This is a genomic window from Paramagnetospirillum magneticum AMB-1 (assembly GCF_000009985.1).
Classification (GTDB): Bacteria; Pseudomonadota; Alphaproteobacteria; order Rhodospirillales; family Magnetospirillaceae; genus Phaeospirillum; species Phaeospirillum magneticum.
Genome location: NC_007626.1, coordinates 2,800,585 through 2,818,167 on the forward strand (window position 1 = coordinate 2,800,585; position 17,583 = coordinate 2,818,167).

Annotated in this window: 18 protein-coding genes; 11 read left to right on the forward strand and 7 right to left on the reverse strand. The window is 66.4% G+C overall.

The genetic code is table 11. From position 1 onward, the window contains the following. The first annotated feature begins 7 nt into the window (after positions 1–7). Genes AMB_RS13145 through AMB_RS13185 form a run of 9 tightly spaced genes read left to right on the forward strand, consistent with a single transcriptional unit; the run spans position 8 to position 6,296 of the window. Positions 8–547, forward strand: coding sequence for a SoxR reducing system RseC family protein (locus AMB_RS13145; RefSeq protein WP_043744519.1), 540 nt, complete (start codon positions 8–10; stop codon positions 545–547). A 14-nt stretch (positions 548–561) separates the two neighbouring features. Continuing rightward, a complete protein-coding gene (gene rsxA, locus AMB_RS13150) occupies positions 562–1,143 on the forward strand; it encodes an electron transport complex subunit RsxA (protein WP_011384994.1) in 582 nt (193 codons plus the stop codon). A 13-nt stretch (positions 1,144–1,156) separates the two neighbouring features. Then, on the forward strand, positions 1,157–1,693 hold the full coding sequence (locus AMB_RS13155) for an RnfABCDGE type electron transport complex subunit B (protein WP_011384995.1): 537 nt from the start codon (positions 1,157–1,159) through the stop codon (positions 1,691–1,693). Between the two features lie 13 nt (positions 1,694–1,706). Beyond that, complete coding sequence (gene rsxC, locus AMB_RS13160) at positions 1,707–3,203, forward strand: electron transport complex subunit RsxC (RefSeq protein WP_011384996.1); 1,497 nt, start codon at positions 1,707–1,709, stop codon at positions 3,201–3,203. Then, positions 3,200–4,276 (forward strand): RnfABCDGE type electron transport complex subunit D, encoded by a 1,077-nt coding sequence (locus AMB_RS13165; RefSeq protein ID WP_011384997.1) that lies wholly within the window; start codon positions 3,200–3,202, stop codon positions 4,274–4,276. Before rsxC ends, AMB_RS13165 begins: the two co-directional genes overlap by 4 nt. Further along, positions 4,273–4,905 carry an electron transport complex subunit RsxG gene (rsxG, locus tag AMB_RS13170; protein ID WP_011384998.1) on the forward strand — a complete coding sequence of 211 codons (633 nt, stop codon included), beginning with the start codon at positions 4,273–4,275 and terminating at the stop codon, positions 4,903–4,905. Before AMB_RS13165 ends, rsxG begins: the two co-directional genes overlap by 4 nt. Next, entirely contained in the window at positions 4,905–5,576 is a 672-nt protein-coding gene (locus tag AMB_RS13175; protein ID WP_011384999.1) for an electron transport complex subunit E, read from the forward strand. Before rsxG ends, AMB_RS13175 begins: the two co-directional genes overlap by 1 nt. 16 nt (positions 5,577–5,592) lie before the next feature. Beyond that, positions 5,593–5,886, forward strand: coding sequence for an RnfH family protein (locus tag AMB_RS13180; protein WP_011385000.1), 294 nt, complete (start codon positions 5,593–5,595; stop codon positions 5,884–5,886). Next, positions 5,883–6,296 carry a hypothetical protein gene (locus AMB_RS13185; protein ID WP_009868235.1) on the forward strand — a complete coding sequence of 138 codons (414 nt, stop codon included), beginning with the start codon at positions 5,883–5,885 and terminating at the stop codon, positions 6,294–6,296. Before AMB_RS13180 ends, AMB_RS13185 begins: the two co-directional genes overlap by 4 nt. A gap of 68 nt (positions 6,297–6,364) precedes the next feature. Here AMB_RS13185 and AMB_RS13190 read toward each other — a convergent pair whose 3' ends face one another. The 7 genes from AMB_RS13190 to AMB_RS13220 all read right to left on the reverse strand — a co-directional run bounded on the left by AMB_RS13190 (position 6,365) and on the right by AMB_RS13220 (position 13,750). Beyond that, on the reverse strand, positions 6,365–7,609 hold the full coding sequence (locus tag AMB_RS13190) for a cation:proton antiporter (protein WP_011385001.1): 1,245 nt from the start codon (positions 7,607–7,609) through the stop codon (positions 6,365–6,367). Continuing rightward, positions 7,606–8,412, reverse strand: coding sequence for an ABC transporter permease subunit (locus AMB_RS13195; RefSeq protein WP_011385002.1), 807 nt, complete (start codon positions 8,410–8,412; stop codon positions 7,606–7,608). Before AMB_RS13195 ends, AMB_RS13190 begins: the two co-directional genes overlap by 4 nt. Next, on the reverse strand, positions 8,409–9,302 hold the full coding sequence (locus tag AMB_RS13200) for an ABC transporter permease subunit (protein WP_011385003.1): 894 nt from the start codon (positions 9,300–9,302) through the stop codon (positions 8,409–8,411). The genes AMB_RS13195 and AMB_RS13200 overlap by 4 nt, the downstream gene beginning before the upstream one ends. Continuing rightward, a complete protein-coding gene (locus tag AMB_RS13205; RefSeq protein ID WP_011385004.1) occupies positions 9,299–10,438 on the reverse strand; it encodes an ABC transporter ATP-binding protein in 1,140 nt (379 codons plus the stop codon). Before AMB_RS13205 ends, AMB_RS13200 begins: the two co-directional genes overlap by 4 nt. Positions 10,439–10,442: 4 nt before the next feature. After that, positions 10,443–11,552 (reverse strand): polyamine ABC transporter substrate-binding protein, encoded by a 1,110-nt coding sequence (locus tag AMB_RS13210; RefSeq protein ID WP_011385005.1) that lies wholly within the window; start codon positions 11,550–11,552, stop codon positions 10,443–10,445. A 219-nt stretch (positions 11,553–11,771) separates the two neighbouring features. Further along, the gene (locus AMB_RS13215) at positions 11,772–13,436 is read right to left on the reverse strand and encodes a cation acetate symporter (RefSeq protein ID WP_011385006.1); all 1,665 of its coding nucleotides are present in this window, start codon (positions 13,434–13,436) and stop codon (positions 11,772–11,774) included. Beyond that, positions 13,436–13,750, reverse strand: coding sequence for a DUF485 domain-containing protein (locus tag AMB_RS13220; protein ID WP_011385007.1), 315 nt, complete (start codon positions 13,748–13,750; stop codon positions 13,436–13,438). The genes AMB_RS13215 and AMB_RS13220 overlap by 1 nt, the downstream gene beginning before the upstream one ends. Positions 13,751–14,017: 267 nt before the next feature. Between AMB_RS13220 and AMB_RS13225 the strand changes: the two genes are divergently transcribed. Together AMB_RS13225 and AMB_RS13230 are read left to right on the forward strand one after the other, a co-directional pair. Continuing rightward, positions 14,018–16,795: a cache domain-containing protein gene (locus AMB_RS13225; RefSeq protein ID WP_011385008.1), complete on the forward strand. Its 2,778-nt coding sequence runs from the start codon at positions 14,018–14,020 to the stop codon at positions 16,793–16,795. Between the two features lie 53 nt (positions 16,796–16,848). Continuing rightward, on the forward strand, positions 16,849–17,568 hold the full coding sequence (locus AMB_RS13230; RefSeq protein ID WP_043744524.1) for a response regulator transcription factor: 720 nt from the start codon (positions 16,849–16,851) through the stop codon (positions 17,566–17,568). Positions 17,569–17,583: the final 15 nt, after the last annotated feature.

Here is a 17,583-nt window from a genome sequence, read left to right on the forward strand (position 1 = left end):
ACTGGTGATGAACGAGCCCCAGTCCTCCACGCCGCCGGAATCCTTCTTTCCGGCCGCCGATGACCGCGACATGGTCGAGGGCTTCGCCCGCGTGGTCGCCATCAGCGGCGGCAAGGCGTGGGCCGAGCCCGAGCAGGCGCCCAGTTGCGGCGGCTGCCACTCGGCGGGGCTGTGCAGCATCGGCAAGCAGATCGGCGACCCCTCCGCCCGCCAGATGGCCAAGCGCTTCGCCCTGCCGGGTGATCTTGGGCTGACGGTCGGGGAAAAGGTGGTGGTGGGTATCCGCGAGGACACCCTGACCAAGGGGGCGTTGACCGCCTATGGCCTGCCGCTGCTGACCTTGCTGATCGGCGGCATCCTGGGACAGGAACTGGGCCACAGCGACGGCATGGCGGCGCTGGGAGCCGTCGGCGGGATGGTGATCGGGCTGCTGGGCGCCCGCTTCATCGCCGGCATTCTTTCGGCACGGGGGGTGCTGACCCCCCGCTACCTGCGCCGCGCCTTTGAGGTGCCGGCCGACGGGGCCTGCCACACGGAACTTGGGTAAAGGGGAAGCACCCGATGCAACATTACCTTCTGCTGATCATCAGCGCCGCCCTGGTCAGCAATGTCGTGCTGATGCGGTTCCTGGGCCTGTGTTCCTTCATGGGCGTCACCACCCGGGTGGACACCGCCGTGGGCATGGGGGCGGCCACCACCTTCTGCATCACCGTCTCGGCCATGCTGGATTGGGGTCTGGAGCACTTCCTGCTGGAGCCCTACGAGCTTGGCTATCTGCGCACCGTGGCCTTCATCCTGGTCATCGCGGCAGCCGTGCAGTTCACCGAGGCCGTGGTCCGCAAGGTCTCGCCCGCCATGTTCCAGATGCTGGGTATCTACCTGCCGCTGATCACCACCAACTGCGCCGTGCTGGGCGTCAATCTGCTGTTGGTCGAAGGCAAGATGAACTTCATCGAGAGCACGCTGTTCGCCCTGGCCTCGTCGCTGGGCTACTCGCTGGTCATGGTGCTGTTCGCCGGCCTGCGCGAACGCATCGCCTTGAACGCCGTGCCGCGCCTGTTCGCCGGCCCGCCCATCGGCTTCATCACCGCCAGCCTGCTGGCCCTGGCCTTCATGGGCTTTTCCGGTATGAGCACCAATTAGGAGGTTGCCTGTCATGTTGTTGGATGTCGGAAGTCTGGCGGTGATGGGTGTGACGCTGGGCGCGGTTCTGGGAACCGCCGCCAAGCTCCTGGCCGTGCCCAATAATCCCATCGAGGAAGAGCTGCAGAACCTGCTGCCCGGATCTCAGTGCGGCCAGTGCGGCTTCGTCGGCTGCGCCCAGTACGCCGCGGCGCTGGCCAAGGGCGACACGCCCATCACGCTGTGCGCGCCGGGCGGCAAGGCCACCATCGAAGCCCTGGCCAAGAAGCTGGGCGTGCACGCCGATGCCGACGGTCACGAGGAGGTCGGCCCCCGCGTCGCCTTCATCAACGAGGACCTGTGCATCGGCTGCCTGCGCTGCATCGGCGAGTGCGGCTCGGACGCCATCGTCGGCGCGCCCAAGCAGTTGCACACCGTGATCGCCGACGCCTGCCACGCCTGTTCCAAGTGCTTCAAGATCTGCCCCACCGAGGCCATCGAGATGCGCCCCATCCCGCAAACCATCGCAGCCTGGCACTGGAATAAGCCCGGCGAGCATTCGGCGCATTGAGGAGAGACGGTCGATGAAACTGTTTCCCATCCTGGGCGGCATCCATCCGGAATACCGCAAGGAGCTGACCAGCGAGAAGGCCATCGTCGCCTTGCCGCTGCCCAAAACGCTCTATCTGCCCCTGCAGCAGCATATGGGCGCCCCGGCCAACACCACCGTCAACGTAGGTGACACGGTCAAGAAGGGCCAGCTGCTGGCCAAGGCCCAGGGCGCCATCTCGGCCGCATTGCACGCCCCCACCTCGGGCACCATCGCCGCCATCACCGAGATGACCGCGCCGCACCCGTCGGGCCTGCCCCAGCTGACCATCGTGCTGGATTCCGACGGCAAGGACGAATGGGCCGAGCCCATGCCGGTCATTGCCGATCCCTTCGCCGCCTCGGCCAACGAGATCAAGGCCCGCGTCGCCGAGGCCGGCATCGTCGGCATGGGCGGCGCCACCTTCCCCTCGGCGGTGAAGCTGGGCCTGGGCAACCAGCACAAGCTGGAAATCCTGCTGCTCAACGGCGCCGAGTGCGAGCCCTACCTCACCTGCGACGACCGCGTCATGCGCGAATTCGCGGAGCAAGTGGTGGACGGCGCCCGCATCATGGCCCACGCCCTGGGCGCCCCCAAGGTGATCATCGCCGTGGAGGACAACAAACCCCAGGCCGTGGACTCCCTGAAGGCCGAGGCCGCCAAGACCCCCAATGTCGACGTGGTGGGCGTGCCGGTCCAATACCCCATGGGCGCCGAGCGCCACCTGACCCAAGCGGTCACCGGGCGCGAGACTCCCGCCCGCAAGCTGACCGCCGACGTGGGCGTGGTGGTGCACAACGTCGCCACGGCGCGGGCCGTGCATCAGGCGGTACGCCTGGGCCGTCCGCTGCTGTCGCGCGTCGTCACGGTCAGCGGCGGCGCGGTGGCCGAGCCGAAGAACATCGAGGTGCCGCTGGGCACCAGGGTGAGCGAGCTGCTCGACTTCTGCGGCGGCGTGTCGGCGGCGGCCAAGCGCATCATCTCCGGCGGCCCCATGATGGGCCAGCCCCTGCCGTCGCTCGACGTGGCGGTGGTCAAGGGGACCTCGGGCATCCTGGCGCTGACCCAGGCCGAAACCAACGAGCACGCGCCCAGCCCCTGCATCCGCTGCGGCTCGTGCGTCACCTATTGCCCCTGCGGCCTGGTGCCGGTGGAGATGGCCAGCTATATCCGCAACGACAAGCTGGACCTCGCCGCCAAGATCGGCGTGCAGGATTGCGTGTCGTGCGGCTCGTGCTCGTATATCTGCCCGTCGCACATTCCCCTGGTGCACTTCTTCAATTACGCCAAGGGCAAGATCGCGGCGCTGGACCGCGAGCGTCGCAAGACCGAGCAGACCAAGTCGCTGGTCGAGGCCCATAACGCGCGTCTCGAACGCCAGGCCCAGGCCAAGCGCGAAGCCGCCGCCAAGGCCAAGGCCGCCAAGGAAGCCGCCGAGGCCGCGGCTGCCGCTCAGGCACAAACCAACTCCGCAGGCGGGGCCAACGCATGAGTATCGTGATCGACAAGAGCGGACCGTTCACCCACGGCCCCAATAGCGTCCAGCGGACCATGTTCACGGTCCTGGCGGCCCTGGCGCCGGCGACGCTGTACAATCTGTGGCTGTTCGGCCTTCCCGCCATCTTCCTGTTCCTGGTCACCATGGCCGCCTGCGCCCTGTGTGAAGCGGCCTGCATCCGCATCAGCGGCGGCAATCCCGACCGGGCGCTGGGCGACGGCTCGGTGGCCATCACCGGCTGGCTGCTGGCCCTGTCGCTGCCGCCGTGGGCGCCCTGGTGGGTGGCGGTGGTGGCCTCGGTCTTCGCCGTCTGCCTCGCCAAGCACGCCTTCGGCGGCCTGGGCCAGAACGTCTTCAACCCGGCCATGGTCGGCCGCGTGGTGGTGCTGGTCTCGTTCCCGCTGCAGATGACCTCGTTCGTCACCCCCAAGCCGCTGTTCACCCCCGGCTCGCCGGGTCTGGCCGAGTCGCTGACCATCACCTTCGGGCGCGGCTTCACCCTGGACGGCATCAGCACCGCCTCACCGCTGGGCTTCATCAAGACCGAGCTGTCCAAGGGCGTTCCGGTCACCCAGTCGCTGTCGTCCTTCCCGTCCCTGGGCGACATGATGATCGGCTTCCATCCCGGCTCCATGGGCGAGACGGCGGTGCCGCTGATCCTACTGGGCGGCCTGTTCCTCATGTGGCGCAAGATCATCAGCTGGCACATTCCGGTGTCCATGCTGGCGACCCTGTTCCTGATGGGAACCATCTTCAGCACCCTTGATCCGGCCCGCCACACCAGCGGCATGGTCCAGTTGCTGTCGGGAGCTTCGTTCCTGGGGGCCTTCTTCATCGCCACCGACTACGTCACCTCGCCGGTGTCGAAGTCGGGCCAGCTGGCCTTCGGGTTCGGTGTCGGCCTGCTGACCTGGATCATCCGCACCTATGCCGGATATCCCGAGGGCGTGGCCTTTGCCGTCCTGCTGATGAATGCGCTGACGCCCATTCTCGATCAACATTTCCGGCCGCGCGTCTTCGGGCGCACCCGCAAGGGCGAGCCTCTGCCGGTCAGGGGGGACAAATGAGCCACGCTATTCGGCCCACCTGGGTCCACGCCGTCATCCTCGGCACCTTCTGCGCCGGTTTCGGCGTGGCGCTGGCGCTGACCGACGACATCACCAAGGCGCCCATCAAGGAACGCGCCCTGGAAGACAAGATGAACTCGCTGGGCCAGGTGATCCCCAAGTCCATCCACGACAACAATCCGGTCACCGACGCCATCACCCTGCCCAATCCCGCCGCGGGCGGGCATGCCGGCGCGCCGGCCGAGACCATCGTCTATCGCGCCATCAAGGACGGCAAGGTCACCGGCGTGGCCTTTGAGATGGATGCCTCGGGCGGCTATGGCGGCCCGGTCAAGCTGATGATCGGCGTCGCCCCCGACGGCAAGCTGCTGGGCGTGCGGGTCATCTCCCACAAGGAGACTCCCGGCCTGGGCGACAAGATCGACGCCGCCAAGACCGACTGGATCACCCGCTTCACCGGACTGTCGCTCGGCAATCCTCCGGCGGACAAGTGGAAGGTCAAGAAGGACGGCGGCCAGTTCGACCAGTTCTCCGGCGCCACCATTACGCCGCGCGCCGTGGTCGGCGGCATCCGCCACGGCCTGGAATTCTTCGCCGCCAATTCGGCCCGCATGATGGAGAAGAAGTGATGTCTGCAAGCTACGGACGGATCATCAAGGACGGATTGTGGGAAAACAACGGCGTGCTGTGCATGCTGCTGGGCATGTGCCCGACCATGGCCATGACCGGCACCGCCACCAACGGCCTGGGCATGGGCCTGGCCACCGCCGCGGTGATGGCCGCCTCCAACCTGATGGTGGCCATGTTCCGCAACTACGTCACCCACGAGGTGCGCATCCCGGTCTACATCCTGATCGTGGCGGCCAACGTCACCTTCGTGGACCTGGGCATGAACGCCTGGATGCACGAGCTTTACAAGGTGCTGGGCCTGTTCATCCCGCTGATCGTCTCCAACTGCCTGCCGCTGGCCCGCCTGGAGGCCTTCGCCGCCAAGGAGCCGGTGCTGCCCTCCTTCCTGGACGGGTTGTTCATGGGCCTGGGCTTCACCCTGGCGCTGACCGCCATCGGCGCGGTGCGCGAGATGATCGGCCAGGGCACCCTGTTCGCCGACGCCGCCCTGCTGCTGGGCCCCTGGGCCAAGCTGCTGGAACTGCGCGTCATGCCGGCCGATTGGGGCATCCTGGTGCTGATCCTGCCGCCGGGCGGCTTCCTGATCGCCGGGCTGATGGTGGTGGCCAAGCGTCTGGTCGACCTTGCCGGCGGCAAGGAAATCAAGATGGCCGGCGCCCACAGCGTCTAAGGGAGAGCAGGACATTATGAAGATCGGAGTCGTCTACGCCCTCCCCTCCCGCCAGTCGTGGCTGTCCATCGACGTGCCGGAGGGGACCACGGTGAAGGAAGCCATCCAGAAGTCGGGCATCCTCAACCAGTTCCCCGAGATCGATCTGGAGACCCAGAAGGTCGGAATCTTCGGCAAGGCCGCTGCCCTGGACGCGGTGGTCGAGGAAGGGGCGCGCATCGAGATCTATCGCCCCATCACCGTCGACCCCAAGACCGTCAAGCGCCGCGCCGCCCCCGAGGCTCCGGCGGCCGGAGGGACCGAGTCATGAGCACCCAGGACCTCAGCGTCACCCAGGCGGTGGCCTATTCCGTCCTCTACGCCCTGGACATCGAAGCCGCGGCGCCCTGGAAGGCTTGGGCTCATATCTGGCTGAAGGGTGACGACCGCACCGCCGCCTCCGCTCAGATGGCGGCGGCCGGGGCTTCGACTCCGTCCGCCAAATCGGCCGCCAATGCCGCCCGTCTGGCCGCCGAGGCCACCCAGTTGCAGACCGAGGCCGCCATGCTGATGGCCGAGAACCGCAACGCCTCGTGGCAATTGGACCAGTACGAGCTGCGCAACGAGCAGTGCCTGAACTCGGTCGCCGAATCCATCCGCATGGGCAGCAGCGACGGAACCCTCGACACCCAAAGCCCCCGCTCGGCGGAATTGCGGGCCAAGGTGCAGAAGGAGTTCTGAACGGAGAGATGCGGGGCTTCCGCCCCGGCCCCCGATCGGGAGGCATGCCTCCCGAACCCTCCGTTTATTTATGAATGAAAAGGAGGTTCGGAGGATTTTCCTCCGGGCGGGTGTGGGCGGCAGCCCACCGATGCCAGCGGCTTGGTCATCACGGTCGCGAACAGCGCCATCAGCACCATGGCCCCGAAGCTGGTCTGGGAGATCAGACCGGCTTCGGCCAGCAGGGTGAGAACCACCAGTTCCATCAGTCCCTTGCAGGTCAGCAGCCCGCCCAGCGTCAGGGCTTCCCGCCCGGTGCAGCCGCCCATCCAGGCGGGCAGCGCCGAGGCCAGCTTGCCCAGGATCGCCGCCGCGCTCATCACCCAGAAGATGGCCGCCGCCCCGCCGCCCAGCGCCGCATGGGTCTTCAGCCCCACCGAGATGAAGAAGAACGGCAGCAGCACCACCTGCACGAAGGTCTCGAAACTGCCGACGATGGCCTGGGCCACCCGCCGGGGCATCACCGCCCCGAACAGGAAGGCGCCGATCACCGCATGCAGGCCGATGATCTCGCAGATCAGCGCGGCCAAGGCCAGCCCGACCGTGAGGATCACCACGTCGCCGGCGCCAACCTTGCCGCTGGCCTCGGCGCGGGCGAACAGGCGGCGCAGCAGCGGACGCACCACCGTCACCATCGCCCCGGCGAACAGCAGAGCGCCCAGGGCCACCAGCCCGGCCTCCCAGGGGTCGCCGCCATGGCTGATCGCCAGCAGCAGAGCCACGGCGACCCATAGGGCAGCATCGTTGAACGCCGCCGCGCCCAGGGCCATCACGCCCACCTTGTGACGTTCGAGCCCCATCTCGCGCACCACGGCGCCCAGGACGGGCAGCGCCGTCACTCCGGCGGCGATACCCATGGCGGCGGCGAATAGGGACTGGCTTGCCAGCCCCCCGGCCGCGCCCGGAACGGCGGCGAACAGCCACCAGCCCCCCGCCGCCCCCGCCAGGGTCGGCACCACCACGCTGGACAGGGCCAGCACGGTGAAGCAGCGCCCCTGCCCCCTGATCTGCGCCAGATCGAAATGCAGGCCGATGGAGAAGGCGAAGAAGACCACGGCAAGCCGCACCAGCCCTTCCAGGGCGACCAGCGATTCCGGCGGAAACAGCCGCGCCGAGACATCCGGGGCCACCCAGCCCAGCAGGCTCGGCCCCAGGGCGATGCCCACGGCCATCTGCACGGCGGCCAGCGGCATCAGGCGGCCGATCAGCCCCAGCCGCCACACGGCATAAGGCAAGCCGATGATCAGCGCCGTCTGGACGAGAAAAAGGCTCACCCGCCCTGCTTCTCCCTGGTCATCATCACCCGGCCCGCCACGGCGATGGCGACGCCCACCAGCGCGACGACGATGGTGGCCAGGGCGTTGATCTCCGGACTGACGCCCAGGCGCACCTTGGAGAAGATGACGATGGGCAACGGCGTGGCGCCGGGACCCGAGACGAAGGCGGAGATCACCACGTCGTCCACCGACAGCGTGAAGGCCAGCAGCCATCCCGCCGCCAGGGCTGGGGCGATGATCGGCAAGGTGATGGAGAAAAAGACGGTGAGCGGCCGGGCGCCCAGGTCCATGGCCGCCTCCTCCAGCGACAGGTCCATCTGGGCGAGGCGCGAGCGCACCACCACGGTGACGAAGGACAGGCTGAACGTGACATGGGCGATGACGATGGTGGTCATGGACCGCCCGTCGGGCCAGCCCAGCAGATTCTCCATGCCGACGAACAGCAGCAGCAGAGCAAGGCCGGTGATGATCTCCGGCATCACCAGCGGCGCCGAGACCATGCCGGTGAACAGGGCGCGGCCGGAAAAGCGCCGGAACCGCACCAGCACCACCGCCGCCATGGTCCCCAGCGCGGTGGCGAGGCAGGCGTTGAGGAAGGCGATCTTCAGCGACAGCCAGGCGGCATCCAGCACCTGGGCATCATGGAGCAGCTCGCCATACCACTTGGTGGAAAAACCGCCCCACACCGTCACCAGCTTGGAGGCGTTGAAGGAATAGATCACCAGCAGTGCGATCGGCAGGTAGAGAAAGGCGTAGACCAGCGCCAGGGCGGTATAAAGGGCAAAGCCGCGATTCTTCATTCCCCGCGCTCCTGCCGCTTGGCCTCGAAGTGCTGGAACACCATGATGGGCACCACCAGGAGCACCAGCATGGCCACCGCCACCGCCGAAGCCGTCGGCCAGTCGCGGTTGTCGAAGAATTCGGCCCACAGCACCTTGCCGATCACCAGCGTGTCGGGGCCGCCCAGCAGGTCGGGAATGACGAACTCGCCCACAGCCGGGATGAACACCAGCATGCAGCCGGCGATCACGCCGGGCATGGACAGCGGCAAGGTGACGGCCAGAAACGCCTTGAACGGCCGGCACCCCAGATCGGCGGCAGCCTCCAGCAGCGACAGGTCCATCTTCTCCAAGGTGGCGTAGAGCGGCAGGATCATGAACGGCAGGTAGGAATAGACCATGCCGATCACCACCGCCGTCGAGGTCTCGAGAATCTGCAGCGGCTCGGAAATCAGCCCCAAGGCCTGCAGCGCCATGTTGAGCAGGCCTTCGTTCTTCAGGATGCCGATCCAGGCATAGACGCGGATCAGGAACGAGGTCCAGAACGGCAAGGCGACCAGCATCAGCAGCGCCTGACGCCGGCTTTGCGGCGCCCGGGCGATGGCATAGGCGGCGGGATAGCCCAGCAGCAGGCAGCCCAGGGTCGAGATCCCCGCCAGTTTCAGCGAGCCGAGATAGGCCAGCAGATAGAGATTGTCGCCCAGCAGCGTGTTGTAGCCGGCCAGCGTTCCCTTGAAAGCGCCCTCGGCCCAGTCGATCAGCGGCATATAGGGCGGAATGCCCATCTGCGGCTCGGACAGGCTGATCTTGAGGACGATCAGGAAAGGCACCAGGAAGAACAGCAGCAGCCAGGCATAGGGCGCCAGCCCCACCAGGAATCGGCCCCCCCTGCCCTCCAGCAGGGTCTTCATTTGGTCAGCACCAGGGAATCGGCCGGGTGCCAGGCCAGGAACACCGGGTCCTCCCAGGTCAGCCGGCTTTCCTCGCCGTGGTGCAGGTTGGTGCGCAGCGCCTGGATCTTGCGGCCCGAGGCGAGGCGGACGTGATAGATGGAGACGTCGCCCAGATAGGCGATGTCGCTGACCACGCCCTCGGCCCAGTTCAGGCCGGATGCGGGCTTGTCGCGGGCGATCATCACCTTTTCCGGCCGGACCATGACGGTAACGGGTGTCCCCGCCGCCACGGCGCCGGCCTCGGTGACCGACAGATCATGCTCCAGTTCGGGGCAGGCGATGGCGAGAGCCCCCTCGCCGCCCCTGACGCTGCCCTGGAACATGTTGGCGGCCCCGATGAAATCGGCGACGAAGCGGGTGCCGGGATATTCGTAGATATCCACCGGGCTTCCCACCTGCTCGATGCACCCGGCATTCATCACGCCGATGCGGCTCGACATGGTCATGGCCTCGCCCTGGTCGTGGGTGACCATGACGAAGGTGATCCCCACCCGGTCCTGGATGTTGACCAGTTCCAGCTGGGTGGCCTCGCGCAGCTTCTTGTCCAGCGCCGCCAGCGGCTCGTCCAGCAGAACCACCTTGGGCTCCTTGGCGAGGCAGCGGGCCAGCGCCACGCGCTGGCGCTGGCCGCCCGAAAGCTGGTGCGGCTTGCGCCCCGAGAAACGGCCCATCTGGACCAACTCCAGGGCGGCGGCCACCTTGTCCTTGATCACCGGCTTGGCCAGGCCATCCTGCTTCAGGCCGAAGGCGATGTTGTCGGCCACGCTCATATGGGGGAACAGGGCGTAGGACTGGAACATCATGTTCACCGGCCGCTCATAGGGCGGCACCTCGGTGACATCCTGGCCGTCGATGAGAATCCGCCCGGTGGTGGGAATCTCGAATCCGGCCAGCATGCGCAAAAGCGTGGTCTTGCCGCAACCCGAGGCGCCGAGCAGCGAAAAGAACTCGCCCTTGTGAATGGCGAGGTCCACATGCTCGACGGCGGTGAAGTCGCCGAACCGCTTGGATATTCCTTCAAAGCGGATCAGCGGGACCGCCTGGGGATCGTTCCAGGGAGCCGTCACCTCCCGCTTGACCGCCGCCTGCGCCATGCCCTCAGCGACCCGTTTTGACGGTGGTCCACAGGCGGGTGCGCTCGCGCTCCTTGGCCATGTCCGCCGGCGGAACCTGGTACAGCTTGGCCGTCACCTGCTCGGACGGGAAGATCACCGGGTCCTCCTGGATTTCCTTGCGGATCAGGCTCCGCGACCCCGGAATGGGATTGCCGTAGCCGGTGGTGTTGGAAAAGCCCGCCGCCACCTCCTGCTTCATCATGAAATCGATGAACTTGTGCGCGTTTTCCGGATGGGGCGCATCGGCGGGGATCACCATGGAATCGATGTTGATCACCGCGCCTTCCTTGGGAATGACGATCTTGATGTTGACGCCCTTGCCGGCCTCGGCGGCACGGTTGCGCGACTGGACCAGATCGCCCACATAGCCGTGCGCCATGCAGATGTCGCCATTGGCCAGATCGTTGATGAACTTGGACGAGTGGAAATACTTGATGCTGGGCCGCACCTTGGTCACCGCCTCGGCCGCCGCCTTGAGATCGGCGGAGTCCAGCGAGGCGCCGTTCTTGCCCAGATAGGTCAGGGCCGCCGGAAACACCTCGGTGGGAGCGTCAAGCAGGCTGACGCCGCAGCCCTTCAGCTTGGCGACCTGGGCCGGGTCGAACAGCGCCGCCCAGCTGTCCAGGGGCATGTCCTTGCCCGCCTTGGCCACTTTGTCCACGTTGTAGGCGAAGCCGGTGGGCGAGATGGCATAGGGAATGGCGTAGAGGTTGCCGGGATCGGCGGCCCGGTTCAGGGTCACCATCACCTGGGCGTCCAGGTTGCCGTAATTGCTGAGCTTGGAGCGATCGAGCTTGCGGTAGATGCCGGCCTTGATCTGGTTGGCCAGGAAGGGCGAAGCCGAGGGGAACACCACGTCATAGCCCGACTTGCCGGCCTGCAGCTTGGCCTGCAGCACCTCGTTGCTGTCGTAGACGTCGTAATTGACCTTAATGCCGGTCAGGGCCGTGAACTTCTCCAGCGTGTCGGGCGCGATGTAGTCCGACCAGTTGTAGACGTTCAGCACCTTGTCTTCCGCCGCCTGGGCTCCGGAAACCGAAGACACAGCCGCGGCAATCAGCGACACCGCGACAGCCGTAAAGGAAATGCGCATGACCTTGTCCCCCAGCCAGGAAGCCTGATGCCGGGCCGCTCGCCGCCGTCCCGCGCGGGGCCGATATTTCCGGTCCCGGGAGTGCCTTGTCAACGGGCAATGCTCAAAAAAAAGCCCGCCGGAGAAGAACTCCGGCGGGGCTCGCAGTTTGCGGGAGGTAACTAGTGAGTTTGATGGGCCGATTCACCGGCCGACGATGTCGCCGGCCGGATCGGACCATTAATGATTCGAGGCGCTGGCCGCACCGATTCCCGTCTGGGCGCGGACATACTGGTCGTCGAACAGAGCCTTCTCCGCCTTGGCGGTTTCGCTGCCGTCCAGCTTGGAGACCACGATGGTGACCAGGAAGGCCAGCGTCATGGAGAACAGGGCCGGATGCTCGTAGGGGAAGATGGGCGCCGGGTTGTTCAGCACCACCACCCACACGGCCTTGGACAGCACCACGCAGGTCACCGCCGACACCAGGCCGGCAATGCCGCCCCACAGGGCGCCCTTGGTGGTCAGGCCCCGCCAGTACATGGACAGGAACAGCACCGGAAAGTTGGCCGAGGCCGCGATGCCGAAGGTCAGGCCCACCAAGAAGGCGACGTTCTGCTTCTCGAACATGATGCCCAGAATCACCGCGACCACGCCCAGCACCAGCGAGGAGAGCTTGGAGACTCGCATCTCCTCGGCCTCGGTGGCGTGACCCTTGCGGATGACGCGGGCATAGATGTCGTGGGCGATGGCCGAGGCGCCGGCCAGGGCCAGACCCGACACCACCGCCAGGATGGTGGCGAAGGCCACCGCCGACAGGAAGCCCAGGAAGATGTCGCCGCCCAGGGCCTTGGCCAGATGCATCACCGGCATGTTGCCGCCGCCCAGCAGCTTGCCGCCCACCTTGCCGCCTTCGAAGAACTGCGGATCGGTGCCGACGATGCTGACCGCGGCCAGGCCGAGAATGCAGACGATCAGGAAGAAGAAGCCGATGAAGCCCGAGGCCACGAACACGCTCTTGCGCGCTTCCTTGGCGTTGGGAACGGTGAAGAAGCGCATCAGGATGTGCGGCAGCGCGGCGGTGCCGAACACCAGACCCAGCGACAGCGACACCGCCGAAACCGGATCGGCCAGCATGGTGCCGGGGCCCATGATCTTGACGCCCGCCTTATGGGACTCCACCGCCTTGGCGGCGACGTTTTCCAGGCTGAAGCCGAACTTGGACAGCGCCAGGGCGCAGAGCAGCACGCCGCCGCCCAGCAGCAGGCAGGCCTTGATGATCTGCACCCAGGTGGTGGCGATCATGCCGCCGAAAGTGACATAGACCACCATCAGCACGCCGACGATGATCACCGCCACGGCATAATCCAGGCCGAACAGCAGCTTGATCAGCTGACCGGCGCCGACCATCTGGACGATCAGGTAGAAGCACACCACGGTCAGCGAGCCCATGGCGGCAAAGGTGCGCACCTTGGACTGGTCGAGACGGTAGGAGGCGATGTCGGCGAAGGTGTAGCGGCCCAGGTTCCGCAGGCGCTCGGCCAGCAGGAACAGGATGATCGGCCAGCCGACGAAGAAGCTGATGGTATAGATGAAGCCATCGAAGCCGGTGGCGAACACCATGGAGGACAGGCCCAGCAGGGTCGCGGCCGACATATAGTCGCCAGCGATGGCCAGACCGTTCTGGAAGCCGGTGATGCCGCCGCCCGCCGTGTAGAAGTCGGACGCCGACTTGGTGCGCTTGGACGCCCAATAGGTGATGCCCAGCGTGCCCATGACGAAGGCGAAGAACATGGCGATGGCGGTGACGTTGATCGGCTGCTTCTCGGAACCGCCGAGGTCGCCGGGACCGGCCAGGGCAGCGGTGGGAACCGCCAGCGCCAGCAGGATGGGGAGAATCCGCTTCATTATTCCAGCACCTCGCGCACCACGTCCTTGTTCAGCTCCTCGAACTCGCCGTTGGCGAAGTGCGAGTACAGCCCGGTCAGCAGCCAAGACACCACGATGATGGCGGCGCCCACCGGCACGCCCACGGTCAGGTTCGACCCCTGGGACAACGGCGTGCGCAGGATTCCCGGCGCGAAAGCGACAACCATCATGAAGGCGTAGTAGGAGCCCAGCACGATCACCGACAAGGTGACCGCCAGGCGGGTACGCTTCTTGACCAGTTCATGGAATTTCGGGTTCTGGCGAACCCGCGCATAGGTGTCTGCGTCAGACATGTCCCCTCCGAAAGGTACTTATTTGTGTCCCTCACCTATCAAAGGAGCTTTGCCGAACTTTTCCCCAATCGTTACGAATTGTAGCCGGGATACAGCCATGCGGGGCCACAGGGCGGTTGAATGGGCCGCGCTTTGACGTGACACTCATCCTGTCCTCCCGAGCCCCCGCGAGGGATCCCCGTTTGTCGTGCCATTGCCGGAACTGACATGTCGTACCAGGATGAGATCCCTCCTCCCGTCGGTCGTCGGGATGACAGGCCGGATTAGATGATCCGCTCCCGCCTGTTCTTCCGGCTGTTCTCGGCCATCCTCGCCGCCGTGGCGTTGTTCGCGGCGGCCATCTACGTCTTTTCCGTGCCGCTGATCGAGGAGAAGGCCTACGAGATCGAACTGAACGCCAGCCGCACCATCCTCGACAACGTCTTCGTCATGACCGGCAAGATCGACGTCAGCCTGGAGGACCGCCGCGCCATGACGGTGGAGTCCTACAAGGCGCAGCTCAGGAACGTCGTCTCCCTGGCCGCCTCCTATCTGGATCACGTCTTCGCCCGCGCCGACAAGGGCGAGATCAGCGAGGCCGAGGCCCGCCGCCTCGCCTTCGACGGGCTGCGCGCCTTCAAATGGGGCAATAACGACTATATCTGGGTGACAGACTACAATTCGGTGATCCGCTCCCATCCCGACCCGGAGTTCCAGGGCCGCGACGCCTCACGCGTCCAGGGGCCGGACGGCCGCGCCATCCTGCCCACCATCATCGCCATCGCGCGGGAGAAGGGTGAAGGCTTTCATACCTATCCCTGGCAGCGCCTGGGCGAGACGCGGCCCAGCGAGAAGCTGTCCTACTTCATCGACATGCCCAATCGCGGCCTGGTGATCGGTACCGGAGCCTATCTGGACGACATCGACCGCGAGGTGGAGCGCCGCAAGGCCGAGGCGGTGGAGGACCTGCGTCAGGCGCTGCGCAACATCCGCATCGCCCGGACCGGCTACGTCTATATCTTCGACGCGGCCAAGACCATGATCATCCACCCGAATGCCAATATCGAAGGGCAGGATTTCGGGACGAGAATCGACCCCGCCACCGGGCGCCCCATCAGCGAGGAACTGATGGCGGCGGCCGACAGCGACCGGCCGCTGACCTATCTGTGGGACAAGCCCTCCGATCCGGGCAATTACGCCTACGAGAAGATTTCCTGGGTCCGCCACTTCAAGGGCTTCGACTGGTACATCGCCTCCTCGGTCTATGTGGACGAGTTGAAGCGGTCCTCCGCCGTGCTGGGCAACCGGCTGGTGACCATCGCCCTGGCTCTGATGGTGGTGGCGGGCGCCCTGGGCTATCTGGCGGTGGACTGGCTGACCCGGCCGCTCAACCGTCTGGCCGAGACCGCCGAGCAGGTGCAGGCCGGCAATCTGGATGCCCAAAGCGGCATCCGCCGCGACGACGAGATCGGGCTGCTGGCCGAGGCGCTGGACGCCATGGTCCGCCGGGTCAAGGACGACATCTCGACGCTGGACACCCGCGTGCAGGAGCGCACCAACGAGCTGGAAGAGGCCGAGACCCGCCGCCGCCTGATCCTCGACGCCATTCCGGCGGCTATCGCCTATCTGGGCCGCGACGAGATCATCCGCTTCGTCAACCGGGGCTGGGCCGAACTGGTGCGCCAGGATGCCGCCGAGCTGATCGGCCGCGACCTGCGCTCGGCCATCGGCCGCTTCGCCCATGCCGCCATCCAGGCCCATATGGAGCGCACCTGGGCGGGAGAGGAAGTCACCTTTACCTACAGCTTTCCCCATCCCGACGGGCACACCGTCACCACCCGCAACACCCTGATCCCCCAACTGGCGGCCAACGGCGCGGTGACCGCCATGTTCGTGCTGGCACTGGACATCTCGGCGGAAAAAGCCACCGAGACCCAGCTGATGGAGGCCCAGCGCATGAAGGCGGTGGGCCAGTTGTCGGGCGGACTGGCCCACGACTTCAACAACCTGCTGTCGGTGATTCTCGGCAATCTGGCGGCGGCGCGGGACCGCTACGCCGAGATCGACGGACTCGATTCCTATCTGGAGCCGGCAGTACGGGCCAGCCGCCGAGGCGCCGACATCACCTCGCGCCTGCTGGCCTTTTCGCGCCAGCAGCCCCTGAAGCCCCAGCCGGTGGACGTTTCCGCCCTGGTGCGGGAAGTCTCGGTACTGCTGTCGCGCTCGCTGCCGTCCTCCATCACCATCACCATTCCCGACGAAGGCGGCGAATGCTGGGCCATCGCCGATGCCAACCAGCTGGAGAACGCCCTGATCAATCTGGCGCTGAATGCCCGCGACGCCATGCCCGATGGCGGCCGGCTGGAGATGGACGTCCGCCTGCGTCGGGTCACCGATCCGCTGACCTTCGACGAGCAGGTAGAGCCCGACGATTACCTGGAGGTCCGGGTCTCCGACAACGGCCTGGGCTTCGCCCCCGAAGCCATGACCCGGGCCTTCGAACCGTTCTTCACCACCAAGCGCCTGGGCTCGGGCCTGGGGCTTTCCATGGTCTACGGCTTCGTCAAGCAGTCCAAGGGCTACATCACCCTGGACAGCCGCCTGGGAATGGGCTCCACCGTCACCATCCTGCTGCCCCGTGCCGCCCCGGTGGCGGTGGAAGGCGAAGCGGAAGAAGCAGCCCCCTCGCCGTCGCTGTGGCAAGGCCAGTTGGCCCTGATCGCCGAGGACGATGCGGATGTGCGCGCCGTGCTGCGCGGCCAGTTGGTGGATCTGGGCTTCTCGGTGGTGGAGGCGGAAAGCGGTGACGAGGCCGCCGACCTGTTCGGCCAGATCGAGGGCCTGTCCCTGGTGGTCTCCGACATCGTCATGCCCGGCATGAGCGGCATCGAGCTGGCCGGGCGCATCCGCGCCGAGCGCCCCTCCATCCGCGTGATTCTCATCAGCGGATTCTCCTTCGACACTAGCCCCGAAGCCGATGATCTGGTCATATTGCGAAAGCCATGGGACAGATCCGACCTGGCCGCCGCCGTCGCCCGGACGACGGAGCCGTCGGACGCGGCTTGAGCCAAGGGCCACGGAGATGGCCTTCCCTGCGCATGAGGGGCGTTGAAGAGAGAATGGGTGGCAGCAGAAAACGTATCTACGTCGTCGACGACGAACCGGACATCCGCGCCTTGCTGCGTCAGGTGCTGGAGGGCTACGGCTATCACGTGACCCCCCTGGCCAGTGGCGCCCTGGCCCGCCAGGCCATCCGCCGCGATCCGCCCGATCTGTGCATCGTCGATCTCGGCCTGCCCGACATGGACGGGCTGACCCTGGTGCGCGAGCTATGGGAGGACGTGCGCTTCGGGGTGATCATCCTGACCGGGCGCGGCGGCGTCTCCGACCGGGTACTGGGCCTGGAGCTGGGGGCCGACGACTACATCGTCAAACCTTTCGAGCCCCGCGAACTGGTGGCCCGCGTCAATTCGGTCATCCGCCGCCGTGACCAGCTGGCCGCCACCGGCGCCCCCGTCACCACCCGGGCGGTGTTCGCCGATTGGGTCTTCGAATCCGGCGACCTCAGCCTCACCCATGCCGATGGACGGCAGGAGACCCTGACCGCCGCCGAGGCGGTACTGCTGACCGCCCTGCTCCGGGCGCCGAAGCGGGTGCTGTCGCGTGAGCAATTGCAGGGCGCCGAGCCGGAAAAGGACGACATCGCCTTTGATCGCGCCATCGACGTGCGCATTTCGCGCATCAGGAAGAAGATCGAGGCCGACCCCAAATCGCCCCGCCTGATCAAGACGGTCTATGGCGCCGGCTACCTGTTCTCCGCCGACGTGCGCTGGGAATAACTCAGGTTCCTCGTG